Annotated in this window: 20 protein-coding genes; 16 read left to right on the top strand and 4 right to left on the bottom strand. The window is 67.7% G+C overall.

The annotated features are described in order from the left end of the window. Nucleotides 1-8: 8 nt before the first annotated feature. The 11 genes from mraY to lpxC all read left to right on the top strand — a co-directional run bounded on the left by mraY (nucleotide 9) and on the right by lpxC (nucleotide 13,105). Entirely contained in the window at nucleotides 9-1,178 is a 1,170-nt protein-coding gene (gene mraY / locus RALTA_RS13295; RefSeq protein WP_012353957.1) for a phospho-N-acetylmuramoyl-pentapeptide-transferase, read from the top strand. Between the two features lie 64 nt (nucleotides 1,179-1,242). Further along, complete coding sequence (murD, locus tag RALTA_RS13290; RefSeq protein WP_041232208.1) at nucleotides 1,243-2,754, top strand: UDP-N-acetylmuramoyl-L-alanine--D-glutamate ligase; 1,512 nt, start codon at nucleotides 1,243-1,245, stop codon at nucleotides 2,752-2,754. Continuing rightward, complete coding sequence (gene ftsW, locus RALTA_RS13285) at nucleotides 2,751-3,992, top strand: putative lipid II flippase FtsW (RefSeq protein WP_012353955.1); 1,242 nt, start codon at nucleotides 2,751-2,753, stop codon at nucleotides 3,990-3,992. The genes murD and ftsW overlap by 4 nt, the downstream gene beginning before the upstream one ends. Then, on the top strand, nucleotides 3,989-5,059 hold the full coding sequence (gene murG / locus RALTA_RS13280) for an undecaprenyldiphospho-muramoylpentapeptide beta-N-acetylglucosaminyltransferase (protein ID WP_041232207.1): 1,071 nt from the start codon (nucleotides 3,989-3,991) through the stop codon (nucleotides 5,057-5,059). Before ftsW ends, murG begins: the two co-directional genes overlap by 4 nt. A gap of 21 nt (nucleotides 5,060-5,080) precedes the next feature. After that, a complete protein-coding gene (gene murC / locus RALTA_RS13275; RefSeq protein WP_012353953.1) occupies nucleotides 5,081-6,505 on the top strand; it encodes a UDP-N-acetylmuramate--L-alanine ligase in 1,425 nt (474 codons plus the stop codon). Next, nucleotides 6,502-7,485, top strand: coding sequence for a D-alanine--D-alanine ligase (locus RALTA_RS13270; protein WP_012353952.1), 984 nt, complete (start codon nucleotides 6,502-6,504; stop codon nucleotides 7,483-7,485). The genes murC and RALTA_RS13270 overlap by 4 nt, the downstream gene beginning before the upstream one ends. A 24-nt stretch (nucleotides 7,486-7,509) precedes the next feature. Further along, complete coding sequence (locus tag RALTA_RS13265; protein ID WP_012353951.1) at nucleotides 7,510-8,448, top strand: cell division protein FtsQ/DivIB; 939 nt, start codon at nucleotides 7,510-7,512, stop codon at nucleotides 8,446-8,448. Then, a complete protein-coding gene (ftsA, locus tag RALTA_RS13260; protein WP_012353950.1) occupies nucleotides 8,445-9,677 on the top strand; it encodes a cell division protein FtsA in 1,233 nt (410 codons plus the stop codon). Before RALTA_RS13265 ends, ftsA begins: the two co-directional genes overlap by 4 nt. 179 nt (nucleotides 9,678-9,856) lie before the next feature. Continuing rightward, complete coding sequence (gene ftsZ, locus RALTA_RS13255) at nucleotides 9,857-11,050, top strand: cell division protein FtsZ (RefSeq protein ID WP_012353949.1); 1,194 nt, start codon at nucleotides 9,857-9,859, stop codon at nucleotides 11,048-11,050. A 477-nt stretch (nucleotides 11,051-11,527) separates the two neighbouring features. Next, on the top strand, nucleotides 11,528-12,034 hold the full coding sequence (locus RALTA_RS13250) for a peroxiredoxin (protein WP_012353948.1): 507 nt from the start codon (nucleotides 11,528-11,530) through the stop codon (nucleotides 12,032-12,034). Nucleotides 12,035-12,187: 153 nt separating this feature from the next. Beyond that, entirely contained in the window at nucleotides 12,188-13,105 is a 918-nt protein-coding gene (lpxC, locus tag RALTA_RS13245) for a UDP-3-O-acyl-N-acetylglucosamine deacetylase (protein WP_012353947.1), read from the top strand. 69 nt (nucleotides 13,106-13,174) lie between these two features. Here the strand turns inward: lpxC and RALTA_RS13240 are convergent, their stop codons facing one another. Then, a complete protein-coding gene (locus tag RALTA_RS13240) occupies nucleotides 13,175-13,678 on the bottom strand; it encodes a DciA family protein (protein ID WP_012353946.1) in 504 nt (167 codons plus the stop codon). A 258-nt stretch (nucleotides 13,679-13,936) separates the two neighbouring features. On the opposite strand from RALTA_RS13240, the gene secA reads away from it, so the two are divergent. From secA to RALTA_RS13215, 5 genes are all read left to right on the top strand, one after another. Beyond that, the gene (gene secA / locus RALTA_RS13235; protein ID WP_012353945.1) at nucleotides 13,937-16,714 is read left to right on the top strand and encodes a preprotein translocase subunit SecA; all 2,778 of its coding nucleotides are present in this window, start codon (nucleotides 13,937-13,939) and stop codon (nucleotides 16,712-16,714) included. A 144-nt stretch (nucleotides 16,715-16,858) separates the two neighbouring features. Next, nucleotides 16,859-18,097: a bifunctional glutamate N-acetyltransferase/amino-acid acetyltransferase ArgJ gene (gene argJ, locus RALTA_RS13230; protein WP_012353944.1), complete on the top strand. Its 1,239-nt coding sequence runs from the start codon at nucleotides 16,859-16,861 to the stop codon at nucleotides 18,095-18,097. A gap of 68 nt (nucleotides 18,098-18,165) precedes the next feature. Then, nucleotides 18,166-19,071 (top strand): ATP-binding protein, encoded by a 906-nt coding sequence (locus RALTA_RS13225; protein WP_012353943.1) that lies wholly within the window; start codon nucleotides 18,166-18,168, stop codon nucleotides 19,069-19,071. Further along, nucleotides 19,068-19,514 carry an NUDIX domain-containing protein gene (locus RALTA_RS13220; protein ID WP_012353942.1) on the top strand — a complete coding sequence of 149 codons (447 nt, stop codon included), beginning with the start codon at nucleotides 19,068-19,070 and terminating at the stop codon, nucleotides 19,512-19,514. Before RALTA_RS13225 ends, RALTA_RS13220 begins: the two co-directional genes overlap by 4 nt. 90 nt (nucleotides 19,515-19,604) lie before the next feature. After that, nucleotides 19,605-21,644: an OPT family oligopeptide transporter gene (locus tag RALTA_RS13215; protein ID WP_012353941.1), complete on the top strand. Its 2,040-nt coding sequence runs from the start codon at nucleotides 19,605-19,607 to the stop codon at nucleotides 21,642-21,644. Between the two features lie 24 nt (nucleotides 21,645-21,668). Here the strand turns inward: RALTA_RS13215 and RALTA_RS13210 are convergent, their stop codons facing one another. The 3 genes from RALTA_RS13210 to coaE all read right to left on the bottom strand — a co-directional run bounded on the left by RALTA_RS13210 (nucleotide 21,669) and on the right by coaE (nucleotide 23,469). Next, the gene (locus RALTA_RS13210) at nucleotides 21,669-21,857 is read right to left on the bottom strand and encodes a DNA gyrase inhibitor YacG (RefSeq protein WP_012353940.1); all 189 of its coding nucleotides are present in this window, start codon (nucleotides 21,855-21,857) and stop codon (nucleotides 21,669-21,671) included. A gap of 17 nt (nucleotides 21,858-21,874) precedes the next feature. After that, nucleotides 21,875-22,633, bottom strand: coding sequence for a cell division protein ZapD (gene zapD, locus RALTA_RS13205; RefSeq protein ID WP_012353939.1), 759 nt, complete (start codon nucleotides 22,631-22,633; stop codon nucleotides 21,875-21,877). Nucleotides 22,634-22,842: 209 nt separating this feature from the next. Beyond that, nucleotides 22,843-23,469, bottom strand: coding sequence for a dephospho-CoA kinase (gene coaE / locus RALTA_RS13200; RefSeq protein WP_018006249.1), 627 nt, complete (start codon nucleotides 23,467-23,469; stop codon nucleotides 22,843-22,845). Nucleotides 23,470-23,475 lie beyond the last annotated feature (6 nt).

Genomic DNA, 23,475 nt, shown 5'->3' with positions numbered 1-23,475 from the left:
ACTACACGATGTTATTGGCTCTGGCCCAGTGGCTGCAAAACGACTACAGCTTCCTCCGGGTCGTCAACTACCTGACTTTCCGCGCGGTGATGGCCAACGTCACCGCGCTGGTGATCGGCCTGGCGTTCGGGCCGTGGGTGATCCGCAAGCTGACCGAGCTGAAGGTCGGCCAGGCGGTGCGCACCATCGGCCCGCAGACGCACCTGGTCAAGTCCGGCACGCCGACCATGGGCGGCGTGCTGGTGCTGGTGTCGATCGCCGTGTCGACGCTGCTGTGGTGCGACTGGGGCAACCGCTTTATCTGGGTGGTGATGCTGGTCACGTTCGGCTATGGCGCGATCGGCTGGGTCGACGACTACCGCAAGGTGGTGTATCGCGACCCGCGCGGCATGTCGAGCCGCGAGAAGTTTTTCTGGCAGACGCTGATCGGCCTGGTGGCCGCGGTCTACCTGGCGTTCTCGGTGTCCGAGAGCAGCAACGTGCGGGTCTGGGAGCTGTTCCTGAACTGGGTCGAGGGCGGGCTGTCGCTGGACATGCCGTACAAGTCCAACCTGATCGTGCCTTTCTTCAAGGAGATCAGCTACCCGCTGGGCGTGGCCGGCTTCATCGTCCTGACTTACCTGGTGATCGTGGGCTCGAGCAACGCGGTCAACCTGACCGACGGCCTGGACGGCCTGGTGATCATGCCGGTGGTGCTGGTCGGCGGCGGCCTGGGCGTGTTTGCCTATGTGATGGGCAACGCGGTCTACAGCAAGTACCTGCTGTTCCCGCATATCCCGGGCGCGGGCGAGCTGCTGATCTTCTGCTCGGCGCTGGGCGGGGCAGGGCTGGCCTTCCTCTGGTTCAACGCGCACCCGGCGCAGGTGTTCATGGGCGACGTGGGCGCGCTGGCGCTGGGCGGCGCGCTGGGCACGGTGGCGGTGATCGTGCGGCAGGAAATCGTGCTGTTCGTGATGGGCGGCATCTTCGTGGTGGAAACGCTGTCGGTGATGGCGCAGGTCACGTGGTTCAAGATCACCAAGCGCCGCTATGGCGAAGGCAGGCGGCTGTTCCGCATGGCGCCGCTGCATCACCATTTCGAGCTGGGCGGCTGGAAGGAAACGCAGGTCACGGTGCGCTTCTGGATCATCACCATGCTGCTGGTGCTGATCGGGTTGTCGACGCTGAAGCTGCGTTAAGAAAGACGCTGCGCCGATGAGGCGCGGCTTTATCGTTACAGGAAACCAAGGGCAGGAAATCGAAGTGTTTGGCGAGCTGCAAAAACCTCATGTGCTGGTACTGGGCCTCGGCGAGTCGGGGCTGGCCATGGCGCGCTGGTGTGGCCTGAACGGCTGCGCGGTGCGCGTGGCCGACACGCGCGAGGCGCCCGCCAACCTTGTGTTCCTGCAGGCCGAGCTGACTTCGGCCGAATTCGTCGGCGGCCCGTTCGCCGAAGGCCTGCTCGACGGCATCGGTCTGGTCGCGATCAGCCCCGGCCTGTCGCCGCTGGAGGCCGCCACCGGCGCGCTGCTGGCCGCGGCGCAGGCGCGCGGCATCCCGGTGTGGGGCGAGATCGAGCTGTTCGTGCGCGCGCTGCGCCACCTGGAAGCCGAGTCCGGCTATGCGCCGAAGCTGCTGGCTATCACCGGCACCAACGGCAAGACCACCACCACCGCGCTGACCGGCCGCCTGGTTGAGCGCGCCGGCAAGAGCGTGGCGGTGGCGGGCAATATCAGCCCGTCGGCGCTGGACAAGCTGTCGGCCTGCATTGCCTCGGCCTCGCTGCCGGAGGTCTGGGTGCTGGAGCTGTCGAGCTTCCAGCTGGAAACCACGCACACGCTGGCGCCGCATGCCGCCACGGTGCTCAACGTGACGCAGGACCACCTCGACTGGCACGGCTCGATGGAAGCCTATGCCGCGTCCAAGGCGCGCATCTTCGGCCCCGCCGGCCACGCGTGCGTGCAGGTGCTGAACCGCAACGACCGCCTGACGCTGGACATGGCTCGCCCCGGGTCGACCCCGGTGACCTTCGGCATCGACCTGCCCGAAGTCCCGGGCAGCTTCGGCATCCTGCGCGAAGGCGGCATGCCGTGGCTGGTGCTGGCCGAGCCCGATCCCGACGCGGAAGGGGAGGGCAAGCCGCGCGGCCGCAAGGCCGCCGAGGCGGTCCAGGAAGCGGTGCCGGTGCGCCACAAGCGCCTGATGCCGGCGGACGCGCTGCATATCCGCGGCATGCACAACGCCACCAACGCCATGGCGGCGCTGGCGCTGTGCCGTGCCATCGACCTGCCGATGAACGCGCTGCTGCATGGCCTGCGCGAGTACCGCGGCGAACCGCACCGGGTGGAGTGGGTTGCCACCATCGACGACGTCGAGTATTTCGACGACAGCAAGGGCACCAACGTGGGCGCCACCGTGGCCGCGCTGTCGGGCCTGGACAAGCGCGTGGTGCTGATCGCCGGGGGCGAGGGCAAGGGGCAGGATTTCTCGCCGCTGGCCGCCCCGGTGGCGCAGTACGCGCGCGCGGTGGTGCTGATCGGCCGCGCGGCGGCCGAGCTGCGCGATGCGCTGCAGGGCAGCGGCGCCACGCTGGTCGACGCCGCCACGCTGGAAGAGGCCGTGACGCAGGCCGCCGGGCTGGCCGAAGCCGGTGACGCGGTGCTGCTGTCGCCGGCGTGCGCCAGCCTCGACATGTTCCGCAACTACGTGCATCGCGCCGAGGTGTTCCGCGGCGCGGTGGAAGAACTGGCCCTGTCCCGGGGGATCCTGCCATGAGCGACGCACAGGTCAAGCGCAGCGGTTTTATCGGCGCCACCATCGGCAATGCCTGGGGCGGCCTGCGCGACGCGGTGTCGGGCGTCAAGCCGACCCGCTCGCGCATGATGGAGTACGACCAGCCCATGCTGTGGGTCTCGATCGTGCTGCTCGCGCTCGGCCTGGTAATGGTCTACTCGGCGTCGATCGCGCTGCCGGACTCGCCGCGCTACGCCAACTATCGCGAAAGCCACTTCCTGCTGCGCCATGCGTTCGCGCTGGGGATCGGGCTGTCGGTCGGGCTGGCGGCGTTCCAGGTGCCGGTCAAGGTCTGGGACCGCTATGCGCCCAAGCTCTTTATCGTCGCGCTGATCCTGCTGGTGATCGTGCTGGTGCCGTTCGTGGGCAAGGGCGTCAACGGCGCGCGCCGCTGGATTCCGCTGGGCGTGATGAATTTCCAGCCGTCCGAGCTGATGAAGCTGGCGGTGGTGCTGTACGCCGCCAACTACACGGTGCGCAAGCAGGAATGGATGCAGACCGTGTCCAAGGGCTTCCTGCCGATGGGCGTGGCGGTGGTGGTGGTGGGCATGCTGCTGCTGCTGGAGCCCGACATGGGCGCGTTCCTGGTGATTGCCGCGGTGGCGATGGGCATCCTGTTCCTCGGTGGCATCAACGGCAAGCTCTTCGCCGGGCTGGTGGGGGTGGCAGTGGGCGCGTTCGCGCTGCTGATCACCGCGTCGCCCTGGCGGCGCGAGCGGATCTTCGCCTACCTGAATCCATGGGAAGAAAGCAACGCGCTGGGCAAAGCCTACCAGCTGACGCACTCGCTGATTGCCTTCGGCCGCGGCGAATGGACCGGGGTCGGGCTGGGCGGCAGCATCGAAAAACTGCACTACCTGCCCGAGGCGCATACCGACTTCATCCTCGCCGTGATCGGCGAGGAATTCGGCTTTATCGGCGTGCTGGTGGTGATCGTGCTGTTCTACTGGCTGGTGCGCCGCGCCTTCAATATCGGCCGCACCGCGCTGCAGCTGGACCGTACTTTCGCCGGCCTGGTGGCCAAGGGCATCGGCGTCTGGATCGGCTGGCAGACCTTTATCAACATGGGCGTGAACCTGGGCCTGCTGCCGACCAAGGGGCTGACGCTGCCGCTGGTCAGCTATGGCGGCTCGGGGATTCTGATGAATTGCGTGGCGCTGGCCATCTTGCTGCGGATCGATTACGAGAATCGGGTATTGATGCGCGGAGGGAAGGTATGACCCAGCCGCGCACCCTGCTCGTGATGGCCGGCGGCACCGGGGGACATGTATTCCCCGGGCTGGCGGTCGCGCATGCGTTGCGCGAGCAGGGCTGGAACATCGTCTGGCTGGGCAACCGCACCGGCATGGAAGCCACGCTGGTGCCGAAGCACGACATTCCGATGGAGTTCATCCAGTTCGGCGGGCTGCGCGGCAAGGGGCTGGTGACCAAGTTCCTGCTGCCGCTGAACCTGCTGCGCGCGTTCTGGCAAAGCATCGCCGCGCTGCGGCGGGTGCGTCCGAGCGTGGTGCTGGGCATGGGCGGCTATATCACCTTCCCGGCCGGCATGATGGCCTCGCTGCTGGGGCGGCCGCTGGTGCTGCACGAGCAGAATTCGATCGCCGGCCTGGCCAACAAGGTATTGGCCAAGGTGGCCGACCGCGTGCTGTGCGCATTCCCTGACACGCTGCCCGGCGGCGAATGGACCGGTAACCCGGTGCGCGAGGAACTGGCGCACCTGGATGCGCCCGAGTCGCGCTACGACCAGCGCACCGGCCCGCTGCGCATCCTGGTGGTGGGCGGCAGCCTGGGCGCCGCGGCGCTGAATGACGTGGTGCCAAAGGCCATCGCGCTGTTGCCGGAGGGCGAGCGCCCGGTGGTGACGCACCAGGCCGGCGCCAGGCAGATCGACACGCTGCGCGCCAACTACGCGGCGGCGCGGGTGCCGGCGCAGACCCTGCCGTTCATCGACGACATGGCGCGGGCCTATGCCGACGCCGACCTGGTGATCTGCCGCGCCGGCGCGATGACGGTGTCGGAAGTGGCCGCGGCGGGCGTGGCGGCGCTGTTCGTGCCGTTCCCGCACGCCGTGGATGATCACCAGACCACCAACGCAAAGTTTTTGTCCAGCCAGGGCGCGGCCCTGCTGGTGCAGCAAAACGACCTGACGGCCGAGGGCCTGGCGCAGACCATCGCCAGCCTGACCCGGCCGCAGCTGAAGGACATGGCGCGCCTGGCGCGCGGACTGGCCAAGCCTGAGGCAACCCGGCGCGTCGCTGAGGTGTGCAGCGAGCTGGCCAGGGACTGAAGTGAGCGAAGCAGCAATCCAATGAAGCATATCGTCAAGAACATCCACTTCGTGGGCATCGGCGGCGCCGGCATGAGCGGCATCGCCGAGGTCCTGCTGAACCTGGGATACAAGGTCTCGGGCTCGGACGTGGGCAACAACGCCGCCACGCGGCGCCTGGCGTCGCTGGGCGCCACCGTCATGCACGGCCATGACGCCGCCAACGTGAGCGGCGCCAACGCGGTGGTGGTGTCGACCGCCGTCAGCGGCGACAACCCCGAAGTACTGGCCGCGCGCAGCCAGCGCATCCCGGTGGTGCCGCGCGCGGTGATGCTGGCCGAACTGATGCGGCTGAAGCAGGGCGTGGCCATCGCCGGCACGCACGGCAAGACCACCACTACCAGCCTGGTGGCATCGGTGCTGGCCGAAGGCGGCCTCGATCCGACCTTCGTCATCGGCGGCCGGCTGAACTCGGCCGGCGCCAACGCGCGCCTGGGCACCGGCGATTTCATCGTGGCCGAGGCCGACGAGTCGGATGCCTCGTTCCTGAACCTGTTCCCGGTCATCGAGGTCATCACCAATATCGATGCCGACCACATGGACACCTACGGGCACGACTTCGCCCGGCTCAAGCAGGCGTTCATCGAATTCACCCAGCGGCTGCCGTTCTACGGGATCGCGGTGCTGTGCGTGGACGACCCGAACGTGCGCGAGATCCTGCCGTTCGTGTCCAAGCCGGTGGTGCGCTACGGCTTTGCCGAAGACGCGCAGATCCGCGCCGTGGATGCGCGCGCGGTCGACGGCCAGATGCACTTTACCGTGCTGCGCCAGCTCAACGGCCATACCGAGCCGCCGCTGGAGATCGTGCTGAACCTGCCCGGCCTGCACAACGTGCAGAACGCACTGGCGGCGATCGCCATCGCGACCGAGCTGGAAGTGCCCGATGCCGCCATCGTCAAGGCGCTGCGCGAGTTCCACGGCGTTGGCCGCCGCTTCCAGCGCTACGGCGAGGTGGCTACGCCCGACGGCGCCGGCACCTTCACGCTGGTGGACGACTACGGCCATCACCCGGTGGAAATGGCCGCGACGCTGGCCGCGGCGCGCGGGGCGTTCCCCGAACGCCGCCTGGTGCTGGCGTTCCAGCCGCACCGTTTCACCCGCACGCGGGATTGCTTTGAAGACTTCGTCAAGGTGCTGGGCACGGTCGACGCCCTGCTGCTGTCCGAGGTCTATGCCGCCGGCGAGGCGCCGATCGTGGCCGCCGACGGCCGTGCGCTGACCCGCGCGCTGCGCGTGGCCGGCAAGGTCGAACCTGTTTTCGTGGAGCAGATGGAAGAAATGCCGCAGGCCATCCTGAATGCCGTACGGCCCGGCGATGTGGTCGTGACCATGGGCGCGGGTTCGATCGGCGGCGTGCCGGGGCAACTGGTGTCGCACCAGCAAGCGCTGCAAGGGAGCCAGGCATGAGCTTCGTCGCCCATCCCAATATCGATCCCAGGTCGCTGGGCAAGGTCGGCGTGCTGCTGGGCGGGCGCTCGGCCGAGCGCGAGATCTCGCTGATGTCCGGCAACGGCGTGCTGGCCGCGCTGCAGTCGCGCGGCGTCGACGCGCACGGCTTCGACCCCGGCCTGCAGGGCGTGGCCGAACTGGCGGCGGCCGGTTTCGACCGCGTCTTCATCGCGCTGCACGGCCGCTACGGCGAAGACGGCACCATCCAGGGCCTGCTCGAGCAACTGGGCGTGCCGTACACCGGCAGCGGCGTGCTGGCCTCGGCGCTGGCCATGGACAAGCAGGCCACCAAGCGCCTGTGGATGACGCACGGCCTGGCCACGCCGCGCTTCGCCATGCTGCACGCAGACACCGACTTTGATGCCGTGGTGGCGGACCTGGGCCTGCCGCTGATCGTCAAGCCGGCGCGCGAGGGCTCGTCGATCGGCCTGACCAAGGTCACCGCCGCCGACCAGATGCGCGCCGCCTTCGACAAGGCCGCAGCGCTGGACAACGACGTCATCGCCGAGACCTTTGTCGACGGCGCCGAGTTGACCTGCCCGGTGGTGGGCGAGGGCGACACCGCCGAAGCGCTGCCGGTGATCCGCATCGTCGCGCCCGAGGCCAACTACGACTATCAAAATAAGTACTTTACTGACGATACCCAGTACTTGTGTCCGTCGGGCCTGGATGCCGAAGTCGAACGGCAGGTGCAGGCGCTGGCGGTGCAGGCCTACCGCGTGCTGGGCTGCCGCGGCTGGGCGCGAGCCGATGTGATGCTGCGCGCCGACGGCACGCCTTTCCTGCTCGAGATGAATACCTCGCCCGGCATGACCGGCCATTCGCTGGTGCCGATGGCGGCGCGCGCGGTCGGCATCAGCTACGAGGACTTCGTGCTGCAGGTACTGGCCGCCGCCACGCTGGACCTGCATCCCAACGAGCATTGGAAACCCGAATAACTTCACCCGAGACCGCACCGGACCATGTGGCATAACGCACGCCTGCTCAACCTGATCGCCTCCACGCTGTATGCGGTGGTGGCGCTGATGGCGCTCGCGGCGGGCCTGCTGTGGCTGGCGCAGCGGCCGGTGTTTGCCATCACGCACGTGGAGATCGGCCCGATGGACGGGGGCGCCCTGCGCCACGTGAACGCGCCGAGCGTGCGCGCCAGCGCGCTGGGCAAGCTGAGCGGCAACTTTTTCACGCTGGACCTGAACGCGGCGCGCCAGGCCTTCGAATCGGTGCCGTGGGTGCGGCGCGCCAGCGTGCGGCGCGAATGGCCCAACGGCCTGGCGGTCGAGGTCGAGGAGCACGAGGCGCTGGGCACCTGGGGCGCGCCCGACAGCGGCCGGCTGATCAATACCTATGGCGAGATCTTCGTCGCCAACACCGCCGAGGCGGAAGAGGACGCGCAGCTGCTGGCGCTGGACGGCCCGCCGGACAGCGAAGGCGATGTGATCGAAAAGCTCGAGGTCATGCGCCAGTGGTTCAAGCCGCTCAAGGCCGAGCCGCTGGCGGTGGCGCTGTCCGGCCGCTACGCCTGGCGCGCGCGCCTGTCCAACGGCATGGAGGTCGAGCTGGGCCGCGAGCAGAACGACGAGGACCGCACCGCGATGGACCAGCGCGTGCGCCGCTTCGTCGCGGCCTGGCCGCAGGTCACGCAGCAATGGGGCAGCCAGATCGAATATGCCGACCTGCGCTATCCCAACGGCTTCGCCATCCGCGCCGCCAACGCGCGCTTCCTGACCGAGGCGCAGATCGCGGCGGCGGTGCGGGCCGAGAAGGCCGAAAAAGCGGCCAAGGCCAAGGCGGCGAGCGCGGCAACGAGTGCCGCCAGGCCGGGGGCGGCCGCAACGGTTTCAGGTACATCCAACAACAATCCGACGCGACTGAAGAGCAAGAACGCGGAGAAAACCCGATGAGCAAGGAATACAAGGACCTGTTGGTCGGTCTCGATATCGGCACCTCGAAGGTGGCGGCCGTGGTGGCGGAACTGCGCCCCGACGGCAGCTACGAGGTGATCGGGATGGGCCAGTCTGAGTCCAAGGGTCTGAAGAAAGGGGTCGTGGTCAACATCGAGGCCACCGTGCAGTCGATCCAGAAGGCGCTGGAAGAGGCCGAGCTGATGGCCGACTGCAAGATTTCGGAGGTCTTCACCGGCATTGCCGGCAGCCATATCCGCAGCTTCAATTCCAGCGGCATGGTGGCCATCAAGGACAAGGAGGTTACGCAGACCGACGTGGCGCGCGTGATCGAGACCGCCAAGGCGGTCAATATCCCGACCGACCAGCAGATCCTGCACATCCTGACGCAGGAATTCATCATCGACGGCCAGGAAGACGTGCGCGAGCCCATCGGCATGAGCGGCATCCGCCTGGAAGTGAAGGTGCATATCGTCACCGGCGCGGTCAGCGCCGCGCAGAACATCGTCAAGTGCGTGCGCCGCTGCGGCCTGGAAGTGCACGACCTGATCCTGCAGCCGCTGGCGTCGAGCCTGGCGGTCCTGACCGAGGACGAGAAGGAACTGGGCGTGGTGCTGGTCGACATCGGCGGCGGCACCACCGACATCGCCATCTTCAGCGAAGGCGCGATCCGCCATACGGCCGTGATCCCCATCGCCGGCGACCAGATCACCAACGATATCGCGATGGCGCTGCGCACGCCGACGCCGGACGCCGAGGACATCAAGATCCAGTACGGCATCGCCAAGCAGGCGATCGCCGATCCGGAAGACATGATCGAGGTGCCGGGCGTGGGCGACCGCGGCACGCGCACGCTCAGCCGCCAGGCGCTGGCCGCGGTGATCGAGCCGCGCATCGAAGAGCTGTACTCGCTGGTGCACCAGGTGGTGCGCGAGTCGGGCTATGAAGAACTGTTGTCGTCGGGCGTGGTCATCACCGGTGGGACCGCGATGATGCCGGGCATGGTCGAGCTGGGCGAGGACATCTTCCTGAAGCCCGTGCGCGTCGGCGTGCCCGAGTATCGCGGCAACCTGCACGAGGTGGTGAAGAGCCCGCGCTACGCGACGGTGATGGGCCTGCTGCTGGAAGGCCGCGTGCAACGCATGCGCGGGCGCAAGGTGGCGGTGCAGAGCGGGTCGGTCAAGCAGGTGTGGACCCGCATGAAGGAATGGTTCGTCGGCAATTTCTGAGCCGCGCGCGGATGGATGCGCCGGCGATGCAACGGTGCGCGGGCAGGATGGTCTACCGGACAGGCTTACGCGCCAGGTAACGGTTTTCAGGTTTTCTTTTTTTGGTTTCTTGTTCAGAAACCAGGGGTTGCGGCGGGGAGGCCGCATCGTCTGGGGACTGATTTTTCTCGGAGGCAGTGATGGACTTTGACATGATCGAAACGGAAGTGCAGGACGGCACCATCATCAAGGTGGTCGGCGTGGGCGGCGCGGGCGGCAACGCTGTGCAGCACATGATCAGCCGCGGCGTGCAAGGCGTCGAATTCATCTGCATGAACACCGACGCGCAGGCGCTCAAGCGTTCGACCGCTTCGCGCGTGCTGCAGCTTGGCAACACGGGCCTGGGCGCCGGCGCCAAGCCGGAAGTGGGCCGCAACTGCGCCGAATCGGCGCGCGATCAGATCGCCGACGCCTTGCGCGGCGCGCACATGGTCTTCATCACTGCCGGCATGGGCGGCGGCACCGGCACGGGCGCCGCGCCGATCGTCGCGCAGGTGGCCAAGGAGATGGGCATCCTGACCGTGGGCGTGGTCAGCAAGCCGTTCGACTTCGAAGGCGCACGCCGCGCCAAGGTGGCCGAGCACGGTTCCAGCGAGCTGGAATCGAGCGTCGACTCGCTGATCGTGGTGCTCAACGAGAAGCTGTTCGAAGTGATGGGCGACGACGCTGAGATGGACAAGTGCTTCCAGTGCGCCGACGACGTGCTGCACAACGCGGTGGCCGGCATTGCCGAGATCATCAACGTTGACGGCCTGGTGAACGTCGACTTCGAAGACGTCAAGACGGTGATGGGCGAGCAGGGCAAGGCCATGATGGGGACGGCTACCGTGTCGGGCGTGGACCGCGCCCGCCTGGCGGCCGAGCAGGCCGTGGCCAGCCCGCTGCTGGAAGGCGTGGACCTGTCCGGCGCGCGCGGCGTGCTGGTCAACATCACCGCCAGCCGCTCGCTGAAGCTGTCGGAAACCAAGGAAGTCATGAACACCATCCGCAGCTACGCCGCGGAAGATGCGACCGTGATCTTCGGTACGGTGTACGACGACTCGATGAGCGATGCGCTGCGCGTGACCGTGGTCGCGACCGGCCTGGGCCGCTCGGCCAAGAAGCAGCAGCCGATGACGCTGCTGAAGACCGGTACCGACAACATGCCCGTGCAGATGATGGCCAACATGGCCGCCACCGCCGCGCAGCACAGCTCGCCGGACTACAGCAACCTGGATACGCCGGCGGTGTGGCGCAGCTCGCGTGAGTCGGCTTCGGCCCACGTGGCGGCGCTGCAGGAAAAGGGTGTGGATACGTACGACATCCCGGCCTTCCTGCGCAAGCAGGCAGACTGAAGCCTGCCTGGCGCGGCATCGGTGCCTCCACCGGCCGCCTGACGGAACGCGTCGCCTGGTCGCGATGCACGTGCGCTCCCCATCCGCGCGTGCCTTTGCATGGCTGACATGAACCGCCGGGCTGCCGGCGGCGCCGCGCCTGCGCCGGACTGACTTCACCCGCATCCCGTTGCCGGGTTCGGGCGTGCCGCTGGCCGCCTCCCCGGACTGGTTTCCCGCCTTCCCGGTCGGGATGTATCGCCGTCCGCGCGGCGCACCCAAAAGGTGCGCCGCGCGGACGTCTTTGTAGCGTCTTCGGGTGTATCGGCATTCGTCCGAATATTGGTGCGAACGTAAGCGGATGTGATCCGGCTTTGGCAGCGCCGGCCGGGCGCCTATGATCGTTAGGTTGCCCGGCGGCAACGCGCCGCCATGCGCCCCCGCATCCGTCCTATCCTTCATAGACCCGTTCACACACCCAAGGAAAACCAGAGCGCCATGATCACTGTCGGATCCCGCGTCCCCGACGCCACGCTGTACGAATTTTTCGAGACTGAAAGCAACGGCTGCGCGCTCGGTCCCAATGCCTTCAAGGTGGCGGACCTGGTCCGCGGCCGCAAGATCGTCGTGTTCGGCCTGCCCGGCGCCTTCACGCCGACGTGTTCGGCCAAGCATGTGCCCGGCTTCGTGCAGCATGCCGAAGCATTGCGCGCCGCCGGCGTGGACGAGGTCTGGTGCGTCTCGGTCAACGATGCCTTCGTGATGGGCGCCTGGGGCCGCGAGCAGCAGGTGGCCGGCAAGGTCCGGATGATGGCCGACGGCAGCGCCGAGTGGACGCGCGCGCTGGGCCTGGACCAGGACCTGAGCGCGCGCGGCCTGGGCGTGCGTGCCAAGCGCTTCGCCATGGTGATCGAGGACGGCGTGGTGACCCGGATCGATGTCGAGGCGCCGGGCGAATTCCGCGTCAGCAGCGCCGAAGCCGTGCTGGCGGCGTTGCGTGGCTGACACAGTCATCCGGGTAAACGTGGATAATACGTAACTTGTGACGGGCGTGTTAACAGCCGGAAACAAAACCCGGCTGCAGCGCCGCGGATGTGGTGGTAAAATCCCTTAATCAAAAAGATAACAAGATAGATTTTATTAATTGTTGAGGCTGTCATGCTCAAACAGCGCACGATCAAATCCCTGGTGAAGACCGTTGGCATCGGCCTGCACTCTGGCCGCAAGGTCACGCTGACGCTGCGTCCGGCGCCGGCGGGTACCGGCATCGTCTTCACCCGCGTCGACCTGCCCGAGGCCGTCGAGATTCCCGTGGCCGCCTCGGCCATCGGCGACACACGCCTGGCATCGGTGCTGCAGAAGGATGGCGCGCGCGTTTCCACCGTCGAGCACCTGATGTCCGCGTGCGCCGGCCTGGGCATCGACAACCTCTATGTCGACGTCGACGCCGAGGAAATCCCGATCATGGACGGCAGCGCGGCGTCGTTCGTGTTCCTGCTGCAGTCGGCCGGCATCGAAGAGCAGAACGCGCCCAAGACCTTCATCCGCGTGAAAAAACCGGTGGAAGTGCGCGAAGGCGACAAGCTGGCGCGGCTGGAGCCATTCTTCGGCTTCAAGCTGTCGTTCACCATCGACTTCCGCCATCCTGCAGTCGACAAGACCGGCCAGACGTTCTCGATCGACTTTGCCGACACCAGCTATGTGCGCGAGATTGCGCGCGCCCGCACCTTCGGCTTTGCGCACGAGGTCGAGGCCCTGCGTGAAATGGGCCTGGCGCGCGGCGGCAGCCTGGACAACGCGATCGTGCTGGACGAGCACCGCATGCTCAACAACGAGGAACTGCGCTACGGCGACGAGTTCGTGCGTCACAAGATCCTCGATGCGATCGGCGACCTGTACGTGGTGGGCCATCCGCTGATCGGCGCCTATGTGGCGAACAAATCCGGCCACGGCCTGAACAACCAGCTGCTGCGCGCGCTGCTGGCGGACCAGGAAGCGTATGAGCTGGTCACCTTCGACCGCGTCGAGGAAGCCCCGGCGGCGTTCCTGCCACAGGCCCAGCCGGCCTTCGCCTGAGCGGCCTCGCATAGAGAAAGAGCCGACCTGCACAGGTCGGCTCTTTTGCTTTGGACGCGGCGCGGTCGCTCAGCGGTGGTGGGACAGCAGCGTATTGAGCGCGTCGCGCAGCGGCGAATCCGGCAGGCTGCGCGCAAGCTGGTCGAGATTGGCCAGCCCGGTCGGCGTCATGCGGCCGCCGGTGCGCGGGCGTGCCACCGGTTCCACCTCCCAGTCGGCATGGCGCTGCACCTCGGGCTGCACCCGCACGCGGATCGAGGTGACCGGCGAGCCGCGCTGCTGCAGGCGTCCGAGCAGCGTGGGCACGACCTGGCGCACCCGCGCCGCGGCAGCGCCATGGGCCGCCAGCAACAGCAGCACCTGGCCGTTGGGGTCGGACGGGTCGCGCTTGATGCCGGCCACGGCCAGGCCCGCGCGCATGCCGGCCGGCAGCAGGGACAGTACCTCGGCCTCGAGCACCGACAGCTGGCGTGCAGTCTGGAGCAGCGTCGATACCGGGCCGGCCTTGTCCAGCCAGTCGTTGAGCGGCTTGGCGGCGGGGGTCTGCAGGGCGGGATGGGTGAAGCGGCGCATGGGTCCATTCTAGCAAGGGGCGGCGCGCGCACGCAGGGCAGCGCGGACCGAAAGCGAGAGCGGCCGGATTGAAGCCGGCGCAACCGTCCCAACCTGCTTGCGGCAGGGCCCGCGCCAGCGCTCCGCACCGCCGGGCGTGACCCCGGCACATGATAAACTCGGCGTTTTGCGCCAATCTATCCATTACCGCGCCCGGTCGCCGGGGCAGTCCGCCTTCCCTGGGGATGCCACCCGGTTCCGCGCAGGTGAAAGCAATCGATGATCACGGGCCTTCTCAAGAAAGTCTTCGGCAGCCGCAATGAGCGGCTGATCAAGCAATACCGCCGCACGGTGGCGCAGATCAATGCGCTGGAGCCGAAGTTCGAGCAGCTCTCCGACGACGAGCTGCGCGGCATGACCGAGGCCTTCCGGCAACGCCACGCCGGTGGCGAATCGCTCGAGGCGCTGCTGCCCGAGGCTTTCGCCGTGTGCCGCGAGGCCAGCAAGCGCGTCATGAAAATGCGCCACTTCGACGTGCAGCTGATCGGCGGCATGGTGCTGAACGACAACAAGATCGCCGAAATGCGCACCGGCGAAGGCAAGACCCTGACCGCGACGCTGGCGGTGTACCTGAATGCCATCACCGGCAAGGGCGTGCACGTGGTCACCGTCAACGACTACCTGGCACAGCGCGATGCCGAGTGGATGGGCCGGCTGTACAACTTCCTGGGCCTGTCGGTGGGCGTGAACCTGTCGCAGATGGCGCACGACCAGAAGCAGGCGGCGTACAACGCCGACATCACCTACGGCACCAATAACGAGTTCGGCTTCGACTACCTGCGCGACAACATGGTCTACGACCCGTCGCAGCGCGTGCAGCGGCCGTTGCACTACGCCATCGTCGACGAGGTGGACTCGATCCTGATCGACGAGGCGCGCACCCCGCTGATCATCTCCGGCCAGGCCGAGAACCAGACCGACCTGTACCAGCGCATGAACGGCATCCCCAAGCTGCTCGAGCGCCAGATCGGCGAAGAAAAGGCCGACGGCACCGGGGTGGAGAAGCCGGGCGACTACTACGTCGACGAGAAGGGCCACCAGGTCTACCTGACCGAGGCCGGCCATGAAAAGGCCGAAGAGATCCTGTCGCAGCTGGGCCTGATCGGCGAAGGCGAATCGCTCTACGCGCCGCAGAACATCACGCTGATGCACCACCTGTACGCGGCCTTGCGCGCGCACAGCCTGTTCCACCGCGACCAGCACTACGTGGTGCAGAACGACGAAGTCGTGATCGTCGATGAATTCACCGGCCGCCTGATGACCGGCCGCCGCTGGTCCGACGGCCTGCACCAGGCCGTGGAAGCCAAGGAAGGCGTCACTGTCCAGCAGGAAAACCAGACGCTGGCGACCGTCACCTTCCAGAATTACTTCCGCATGTACGAGAAGCTGGCCGGCATGACCGGCACGGCCGACACGGAAGCCTATGAATTCCAGGAGATCTACGGCCTGGAAGTGGTGGTGATCCCGACCAACCGCCCGACCCAGCGCAAGGACTTGCAGGATCAGATCTACAAGACCGGCAAGGAACGCTACGACGCCGTGGTGCGCGATATCCGCGACTGCTACGAGCGGGGCCAGCCGGTGCTGGTGGGCACCACCTCGATCGAGACCTCGGAATACCTGTCGGGCCTGCTCGACCGCGAACAGCTGCCGCACCAGGTGCTCAACGCCAAGCAGCATGCGCGCGAAGCCGAGATCGTGGCCCAGGCCGGCCGCCCCAAGATGATCACCATCGCCACCAACATGGCGGGCCGCGGTACCGACATCGTGCTGGGCGGCAACGTGGAGAAGCAGGCGGGCTTCATCGAAGCGGACCCGAACCTGTCCGACGCCGACAAGGCTGCCCGCATCCAGCAGCTCAAGGATGAATGGCAGTCGCTGCACGAGCAGGTCAAGGCCGCCGGCGGCCTGCATATCGTCGGCACCGAGCGCCATGAGTCGCGCCGCATCGACAATCAGCTGCGTGGCCGCGCCGGCCGCCAGGGCGACCCCGGCTCGTCGCGCTTCTATCTGTCGCTGGACGACCAGCTGCTGCGCATCTTCGCCGGCGACCGCGTGCGCGCCATCATGGAGCGGCTGAAGATGCCCGAGGGCGAGCCGATCGAAGCCGGCATCGTCACGCGCTCGATCGAATCGGCGCAGCGCAAGGTGGAAGGCCGCAACTTCGACATCCGCAAGCAGCTGCTGCAGTACGACGACGTCGCCAACGACCAGCGCAAGGAAATCTACAAGCTGCGCAACGACGTGCTCGAGGCCAATGACGTCGGCGAGATGGTCGCCAACCTGCGCGAGAGCGTCCTGATCGAGCTGTTCCGCGACCACGTGCCGGCCGACACGATGGAAGAGCAGTGGAACATCGCCGGCCTGGAAACGCGCCTGCGCGAGGACTGGGGCCTGGAAGTGCCGCTGGCAAAGACCATCGAGGGCGCGCAGAGCATCGAGGACGAAGAACTGCTCAACCTGATCATGAAGGCGGCGACGGAGCGCTACGAAAGCAAGGTGGCCATGGTTGGCCGCGAGTCGTTCGCCGGCTTCGAGCGCTCGGTCATGCTGCAGAGCATCGACACGCACTGGCGCGAGCACCTGGCTGCGCTGGACCACCTGCGCCAGGGCATCCACCTGCGCGGCTACGCGCAGAAGGACCCCAAGCAGGAGTACAAGCGCGAGTCGTTCGAACTGTTCGCGCGCCTGCTGGACGTGATCAAGAACGAGGTCACGCGCGTGACCTTCAACGTGCAGATCCAGTCGCCGGAAGAGCTGGAACAGGCTTCCGAGCAGATCGAGGAAGGCCTGTCGCACCTGGAGAACGTGCAGTACAAGCACGACGAGTTCGCCGAAGGGCGCGAGCCGGTCGAGGAAGCGCCGTCGCCGCGCACCGGCACTGCCATGGCCGCCGCCGAGCTGGCGCTGGCGGGCATGCCCAAGGTCGGCCGCAACGACCCGTGCCCGTGCGGCTCGGGCAAGAAGTTCAAGCAGTGCCACGGCAAGCTCAGCTGAACTGAGCCAGGCCGGGCATCCGGTATGACGCCGCTCCCCGCAGTACGGGCGTGGCGCAAGAGGAATCGAACATGCCCGCCCTTCGCGGGCATGTTCGTCTGAGACAAGCAAGTCGCTAGCTGCAGCAACATCGAGGAGTCCTGCATGCCCGTCAATCTTCCGCTGCCCCAGGCAGAGAACCTGAAATCCGTCGCCGGCGTCGAGCTCGGCTGGGCCGAGGCCGGCATCCGCAAGGCCAACCGCAAGGACGTGCTGGTGGTGCGCGTGGCCGAAGGCAGCACCGTGGCCGGCGTCTTTACCAGCAACCGCTTCTGCGCCGCGCCGGTGCAGGTGTGCCGCGAGCACCTGGCGGCAGCGGACAAGTCCGGCAAGGGCATCCGCGCGCTGGTGGTCAACACCGGCAATGCCAACGCCGGCACCGGCGAGCAGGGACTGGCCAACGCCCGCGCCACCTGCGACGCACTGGCTGCGCAGCTGGGCATCGAGGCCGGCCAGGTACTGCCGTTCTCGACTGGCGTGATCCTCGAGCAGCTGCCGATGGACCGCCTGCTGGCCGGGCTGCCCGCCGCCATCGCCAACGCCAGGGCGGACAACTGGCTGGCCGCCGCGGAGGCGATCATGACCACCGACACCCAGCCCAAGGTCGCGTCGCGCACGCTGCAGATCGACGGCAAGACCGTGACGCTGTCGGGCATCAGCAAGGGCGCCGGCATGATCCGCCCGAACATGGCGACCATGCTGGGCTTCATCGCCATGGATGCCGCGGTGGCGCAGCCCGTGCTGCAGGCGCTGGTGACGCACGCCGCCGACCACTCGTTCAATAGCATCACCATCGACGGCGATACCTCGACCAACGATTCCTTCGTGCTGATCGCCTCGGGCAAGTCCGGTGCCGTGGTCGACCGTGCCGAAGGCCCGGCCTTTGAAGCACTGCGCGATGCGGTGACCGGCCTGGCGCAGGAGCTGGCGCAGATGATCGTGCGCGACGGCGAAGGCGCGACCAAGCTGATGACCATCCGCGTAGAAGGCGGCAAGGACGTGGCGGAGTGCCGCCAGATCGCCTATGCGGTCGCGCATTCGCCGCTGGTCAAGACCGCGTTCTATGCCTCGGACCCCAACCTGGGCCGCATCCTGGCCGCGGTGGGCTACGCCGGCGTGGACGATCTCGATGTCGGCCGCGTCAACCTGTGGCTGGACGATGTCTGGGTCGCCCGCGACGGCGGCCGCAATCCCGACTACCGCGAGGAAGACGGCCAGCGCGTGATGAAGCAGGCCGAGATCACCGTGCGCATCGCGCTCGGCCGCGGCAATGCCGAAGCCACCGTGTGGACCTGCGACCTGTCGCACGACTACGTGTCGATCAACGCCGACTACCGTTCCTGAGCCTGTCCGTCCTTCCCGCGCACGCGGGAAGGACATCGATTTCCGCTGCCTGTCACCGCCCCGCTGCCATGTCCGACCTCGCCGCCCGCCTCGACAACTTCCTCGCCCGACTCGAACAATGGCTGCCGCCGCAACTGAGCGATGCGGACTGGCAGGAGGCGGTCGCGTTCCGCTGGCGCAAGCGCCAGAGCCTGTTCGGCAATATCGGCTACCTGCAGCCGGTGCGCCAGCTGCCGCCGATCCACCTGGACGACCTGAAGAACATCGAGCGCCAGAAGGATGCCATCGTCGGCAATACGCGCCAGTTCGTGAACCGCCTGCCCGCCAACAACGTACTGCTGACCGGCGCGCGCGGCACCGGCAAGTCATCGCTGATCAAGGCCTGCCTCAATGCCTTCGTCCAGGACGGGCTGCGGCTGGTCGAGGTCGACAAGGACGACCTGGGGGACCTCGGCGATATCGTCGAGCTGGTGTCGCAGCGGCCCGAGCGCTTCGTGATCTTCTGCGACGACCTGTCGTTCGAGGAAGGCGAGTCGGGCTACAAGTCGCTCAAGTCGGCGCTGGATGGCTCGGTGGCGGCGCAGTCGGACAACGTGCTGATCTACGCCACGTCCAACCGCCGGCACCTGCTGCCGGAGTACATGAAGGACAACGAGAGCTACCGCCACACCGACGACGGCGAGATCCACCCCGGCGAAGTGGTGGAAGAAAAGATTTCGCTGTCCGAGCGCTTCGGGCTGTGGCTGTCGTTCTATCCGCCCAAGCAGGACGAGTACCTGGCCATCGTCGGCCACTGGCTGCGGCACTTCGGCTGCACCGACGCGGACATCGCCGCCGCGCGCGGCGACGCGCTGGTGTGGGCGCTGGAGCGCGGCTCGCGTTCGGGCCGCGTGGCCTGGCAGTTCGCGCGCGACTGGGGCGGCAAGCACGGCAAGCCGTACATTGCCGATGTTGCCGGGGACGCCAAGGCATGAGCGCGGCCACGGAGAATCCTGCAGCCATCGGCGGCAACCCCCCGCGCAAGGTGACCGAGGTGGCGGTCGGCGTGCTGGTGCAGCCCGACGGCCGCTTCCTGCTGGCGCAGCGCCCGGCCGGCAAGCCCTACGAGGGTTACTGGGAATTCCCCGGCGGCAAGCTGGAGCCGGGCGAGTCGGTGGAGGCAGCGCTGGCGCGCGAGCTGCACGAAGAGCTGGGGCTTGATGTCACGCAATGCGAGCGCTGGCACATCCTGGAACATGACTACCCGCACGCCTACGTGCGGCTGCATTTCTGCAAGGTCACGGCCTGGCAGGGCGAGCCCGTCGGCCGCGAAGGCCAGGCCTTCTCGTGGCAGGGCACGCCGGTGACGGTGGGGCCGCTGCTGCCGGCCACCATTCCCGTGGTGGCGTGGCTGGACGAGGAAGCGCGCAACGGCTGACCCTGCCGTCCGCATCGCTGACAAGCGGCCGCGGCGCCCGCTTGCGCGCCGCCCGGGCCAGCGGCCCGGATCCACAGGAAAGGAACCTGCATGCTACGTGTCGATCGTATCGCCGACGACGTTTCCCTGCCTGAACTGACCCTGCGCGGCATCATCCTCGGTGCGCTGATCACGGTCGTGTTCACCGCCTCCAACATCTACCTGGGGCTGAAGGTCGGCCTGACCTTCTCGTCGGCGATCCCCGCGGCGGTGATCTCGATGGCCGTGCTGCGCCTCTTCCCCGGCGCCAACATCCTCGAAAACAACATGGTGCAGACGCAGGCCTCGGCCGCGGGCACCCTGTCGTCGATCATCTTCATCCTGCCCGGCCTGGTGATGCTGGGCCACTGGCAAGGCTTCCCGTTCTGGCAGACGCTGGCGATCTGCGCCGCCGGCGGCATGCTGGGCGTGGTGTTCAGCATCCCGCTGCGCCATGCCATGGTGGTGCAGAGCGACCTGCCTTATCCCGAGGGCGTGGCCGCGGCGGAAATCCTGCGCGTGGGCAGCGCCGCCCCGGCCGAAGCTGCGCCGGGCCAGAAGCCGCAGGCGACCGGCCTGGCCGACCTGATGGCCGGGGGCCTGGTCGCGGGGCTGTTCAGCTTCGCCGCCGGCGGGCTGCGCGTGCTGGCCGAGGGCGCCAATTTCTGGCTGTCGGCGGGCGCCTCGGTGGTGCGGCTGTCGATGGGATTCTCGCTGGCGCTGGTGGGCGCGGGCTACCTGGTCGGCATCGTCGGCGGGCTGGCGATGCTGCTCGGGCTGGTGCTGACCTGGGGCGTCGCGGTGCCGTGGCTGACCGCCATCACGCCGCGCCCGGACGGCGCCACGCTGTCGGCCTTCGGCACCATGGTGTGGAGCCAGCAGGCGCGCTTTATCGGCGCCGGCACCATCGGCATCGCCGCGATCTGGACGCTGCTGTCACTGGCCAGGCCGATGCTGTATGGCATCCGCGCCTCGTTCGGCGCGCTGCAGGCCGGCCCGGCGGGGCAGGGCAGCGTGCCGCGCACGCAGCAGGACATGCCCGCCAGGTGGATCGGGCTGGTGATGCTGGCGCTGCTGGCGGTTCTGGTAACGGTGTTCGCCTGGTTCCTCGCGCCGGCGCCGCTCGATAACGGGGCGCGCTGGCGCCTGGTGGTCTACGCGGTGGTATTCGCGTTTATCTTCGGCTTCCTGGTGGCGGCGGCGTGCGGCTACATGGCCGGACTGGTGGGCTCGTCGGCCAGCCCGATCTCGGGCATCGGCATCATCGCGGTGATCCTGGTATCGCTGCTGATCCTGCTGGCGGGCCAGGCCGATGGCCTGCTGGCCACGCCGGAGGGCGGCAAGTTCGCGATCGCGCTGGCGATCTTCACCACCTCCGCGGTGGTGGCGGTGGCCTCCATCGCCAACGACAACCTGCAGGACCTGAAGACCGGCTGGCTGGTCGGCGCCACGCCGTGGCGCCAGCAGGTGGCGCTGCTGATCGGCTGCGTGGTGGGCGCCGCGGTGATCCCGCCCGTGCTCGAGCTGCTCTACAGCGCCTATGGTTTCGCCGGCGCGCTGCCGCGTGCGGGCATGGACCCGAACCAGGCGCTGGCCGCGCCGCAGGCGACGCTGATGACCGCGATCGCCACCGGTATCTTCACCCACCAGCTCAACTGGAACATGATCCTGATCGGCATCGGGCTGGGCGTGGTGCTGATCGCCATCGACGAGATCCTGCGCCGCCGCGGCGGCCCGGCGCGGCTGCCGGTGCTGGCGGTGGGCATCGGCATCTACCTGCCGCCGACGATCAGCTCGGCGCTGGTGGTCGGGGCAGTGCTGTCGTGGCTGCTGCTGCGCGCCGAGCGCCGCCGTGCCACCGCGCGCGGCGACGACGTGCGGCTGGCGCTGGAGCACGCCGAGCGGCGCGGCACGCTGCTGGCGTCTGGCCTGATCGTCGGTGAAAGCCTGGTCGGCGTGATGCTGGCCGCGGTGATCGGCCTGTCGGGCAGCGATGCGCCGCTGGCAGTGGTCGGGGGCGGGTTTGAAGCGGCCGCGCAGTGGCTGGGCCTGGCGGTGTTCTTGCTGGTGTGCGTGGGCTTCTACCGCCGCGTGCTGGCGGCGGCGCACTGAACGCGGGGCGCCGGGCCTCGCGCTTCAGTCGTCCTCGTCGTCAGGCGGGCCGGCCGGGGATTCGCCCGGCTTGCCGCCGATCACGTACTTCTCGGACGCCCAGGCGCCGAGATCGATCTGCTTGCAGCGCTCGGAACAGAACGGACGGAATTTGTTGTCGGGTACCCAGGCCACCTCGGTGCCGCAGGTGGGGCATTTGACGACAGCAGGCATGGCGTTCAGCGCAGGCTTCAGAAGTTGCAGAGTTTGAGCAGGAACGGGATATCGGCATCGACCGAGCGCGGGCGCAGGTCACCGTCCTGCTGCGTGAAGCGCACCCACAGCATGTACTTGTTGGCGCTCATCTCGGGAATGAAGGCCAGCAGCGAATCGTCCAGGTAGACCTGCATCAGCTGGTAGCTGCGGCCCGACAGCATCTGCTGGTAGCTGCCCCCGGTGGCGATCACCTTGCCGCTCTGTCCCGCTTCTCGCAGCAGCCGCAGCACGATGGTGGTGCCCATGCGCAGCGACACCAGCGGACGTGCCCATTTCAGGATGTCGGCGCGGCGGTCTTCGGCGGGGCGATGCTGCCAGGCATAGTAGGCGGGCAGGTCGAACTCGCAGGTGCCGCCGGGGATGATGGCGCGGCTGCGGATGCTGGTCAGCCACTCGTTGTCCGTCAGCAACTGGCCGGCCTTGCCCACGGTCTGGTTGAGCATGGCGATACCCTGCTCGATCTCGCCGATGACCGAGTCGAGCGCGTCCTGGTCAATCTGCGGATTGGCGCGCAACGGCGCCAGGGCCTGGCGCTGGCGCTCCAGTTCCTTGATCAGGTCGGTCTTGAGGTCCGCACGGCCGGCCACGTCGATGATCTCGAACAGCGTGGTCAGCGCGACATGATGCTGCTGGGCATGATCCTGGCCGAGGAAGTATTCCAGCCGATCGAACAGGTCTTCCAGGCGCAGGAGAGTCCTGATGCGTTCGTTGAAAGGGTATTCGTACAGAATCAAGTGCTGTGTCCGTGCAGGGCGTCGGGCGCTTCAGGGGCGGCCCGGTGCAGAATGAGGCCCGGGAAATACCGGAAAGGGCGATCTATGCGTGGGGGATACCGGCACTATGCGGCGATTTCCCGGCATGTTCCAGCGCATTCTATGCGAGACAAGGTCCGAGGACAATGTCGCCCGCATGATGCCATGCGCCACGGCGCCGGCCCCGGGCGTTATGGATGGACCGTGCCCGCGGCCGACAGTTCACGGTAGTAGCGGTCGAGCCGGTCGACCTGCGCCACCAGCGCCTGCACCGGCCCGTCGTTGTCGATGACGTCGTCGGCACATGCCAGGCGCGCGGCGCGCGTGGCCTGCCTGGCCATGATGGCCAGCACCTGTTCGCGGCTGAAGCCGTTGCGCGACATCACGCGGGCCACCTGCGTGGCTTCCGTGCAGTCGACCACCAGCACGCGGCCGACGCGCTCGCGCCACGAGCCCGACTCCACCAGCAGCGGCACCACGTAGATCAGGTAGGGATGCGCGCCCGCAGCGCGGATCGACTGTGCGCGTTCGGTCGTCAGCGCGCGGATCAGCGGATGCGTGATGGCTTCGAGCCGGGCCTTGGCGGCGGGATCGGCGAATACCAGCGCGCGCATCGCGTCGCGGTCCATGGCGCCGTCCGGGCGCAGGCAGGCCGGGCCGAAGGCTTCGACCAGCGCCGGGATGGCGCGCCCGCCCGGGGCGGTGATCTCATGCGCGAGCAGGTCGGTGTCGATGATCGCGGCGCCGCGCGCGGCGAACATGTCGGCCACGCGGGTCTTGCCGCTGCCGATGCCGCCGGTCAGTCCGATTTCCAGCATGTGAAG

This window comes from Cupriavidus taiwanensis LMG 19424 (genome assembly GCF_000069785.1).
Classification (GTDB): Bacteria; Pseudomonadota; Gammaproteobacteria; order Burkholderiales; family Burkholderiaceae; genus Cupriavidus; species Cupriavidus taiwanensis.
This window is presented reverse-complemented; position numbering and strand designations above follow the sequence as displayed.

Bases quoted from the DNA above. Each gene is read 5' to 3' on its own strand.
- mraY (WP_012353957.1), top strand. From the start codon at position 9: ATGTTATTGGCTCTGGCCCAGTGGCTGCAAAACGACTACAGCTTCCTC.
- ftsW (WP_012353955.1), top strand. From the start codon at position 2,751: ATGAGCGACGCACAGGTCAAGCGCAGCGGTTTTATCGGCGCCACCATC.
- murG (WP_041232207.1), top strand. From the start codon at position 3,989: ATGACCCAGCCGCGCACCCTGCTCGTGATGGCCGGCGGCACCGGGGGA.
- murC (WP_012353953.1), top strand. From the start codon at position 5,081: ATGAAGCATATCGTCAAGAACATCCACTTCGTGGGCATCGGCGGCGCC.
- RALTA_RS13270 (WP_012353952.1), top strand. From the start codon at position 6,502: ATGAGCTTCGTCGCCCATCCCAATATCGATCCCAGGTCGCTGGGCAAG.
- RALTA_RS13265 (WP_012353951.1), top strand. From the start codon at position 7,510: ATGTGGCATAACGCACGCCTGCTCAACCTGATCGCCTCCACGCTGTAT.
- ftsA (WP_012353950.1), top strand. From the start codon at position 8,445: ATGAGCAAGGAATACAAGGACCTGTTGGTCGGTCTCGATATCGGCACC.
- ftsZ (WP_012353949.1), top strand. From the start codon at position 9,857: ATGGACTTTGACATGATCGAAACGGAAGTGCAGGACGGCACCATCATC.
- RALTA_RS13250 (WP_012353948.1), top strand. From the start codon at position 11,528: ATGATCACTGTCGGATCCCGCGTCCCCGACGCCACGCTGTACGAATTT.
- lpxC (WP_012353947.1), top strand. From the start codon at position 12,188: ATGCTCAAACAGCGCACGATCAAATCCCTGGTGAAGACCGTTGGCATC.
- RALTA_RS13240 (WP_012353946.1), bottom strand. From the start codon at position 13,678: ATGCGCCGCTTCACCCATCCCGCCCTGCAGACCCCCGCCGCCAAGCCG.
- secA (WP_012353945.1), top strand. From the start codon at position 13,937: ATGATCACGGGCCTTCTCAAGAAAGTCTTCGGCAGCCGCAATGAGCGG.
- argJ (WP_012353944.1), top strand. From the start codon at position 16,859: ATGCCCGTCAATCTTCCGCTGCCCCAGGCAGAGAACCTGAAATCCGTC.
- RALTA_RS13225 (WP_012353943.1), top strand. From the start codon at position 18,166: ATGTCCGACCTCGCCGCCCGCCTCGACAACTTCCTCGCCCGACTCGAA.
- RALTA_RS13220 (WP_012353942.1), top strand. From the start codon at position 19,068: ATGAGCGCGGCCACGGAGAATCCTGCAGCCATCGGCGGCAACCCCCCG.
- RALTA_RS13215 (WP_012353941.1), top strand. From the start codon at position 19,605: ATGCTACGTGTCGATCGTATCGCCGACGACGTTTCCCTGCCTGAACTG.
- RALTA_RS13210 (WP_012353940.1), bottom strand. From the start codon at position 21,857: ATGCCTGCTGTCGTCAAATGCCCCACCTGCGGCACCGAGGTGGCCTGG.
- coaE (WP_018006249.1), bottom strand. From the start codon at position 23,469: ATGCTGGAAATCGGACTGACCGGCGGCATCGGCAGCGGCAAGACCCGC.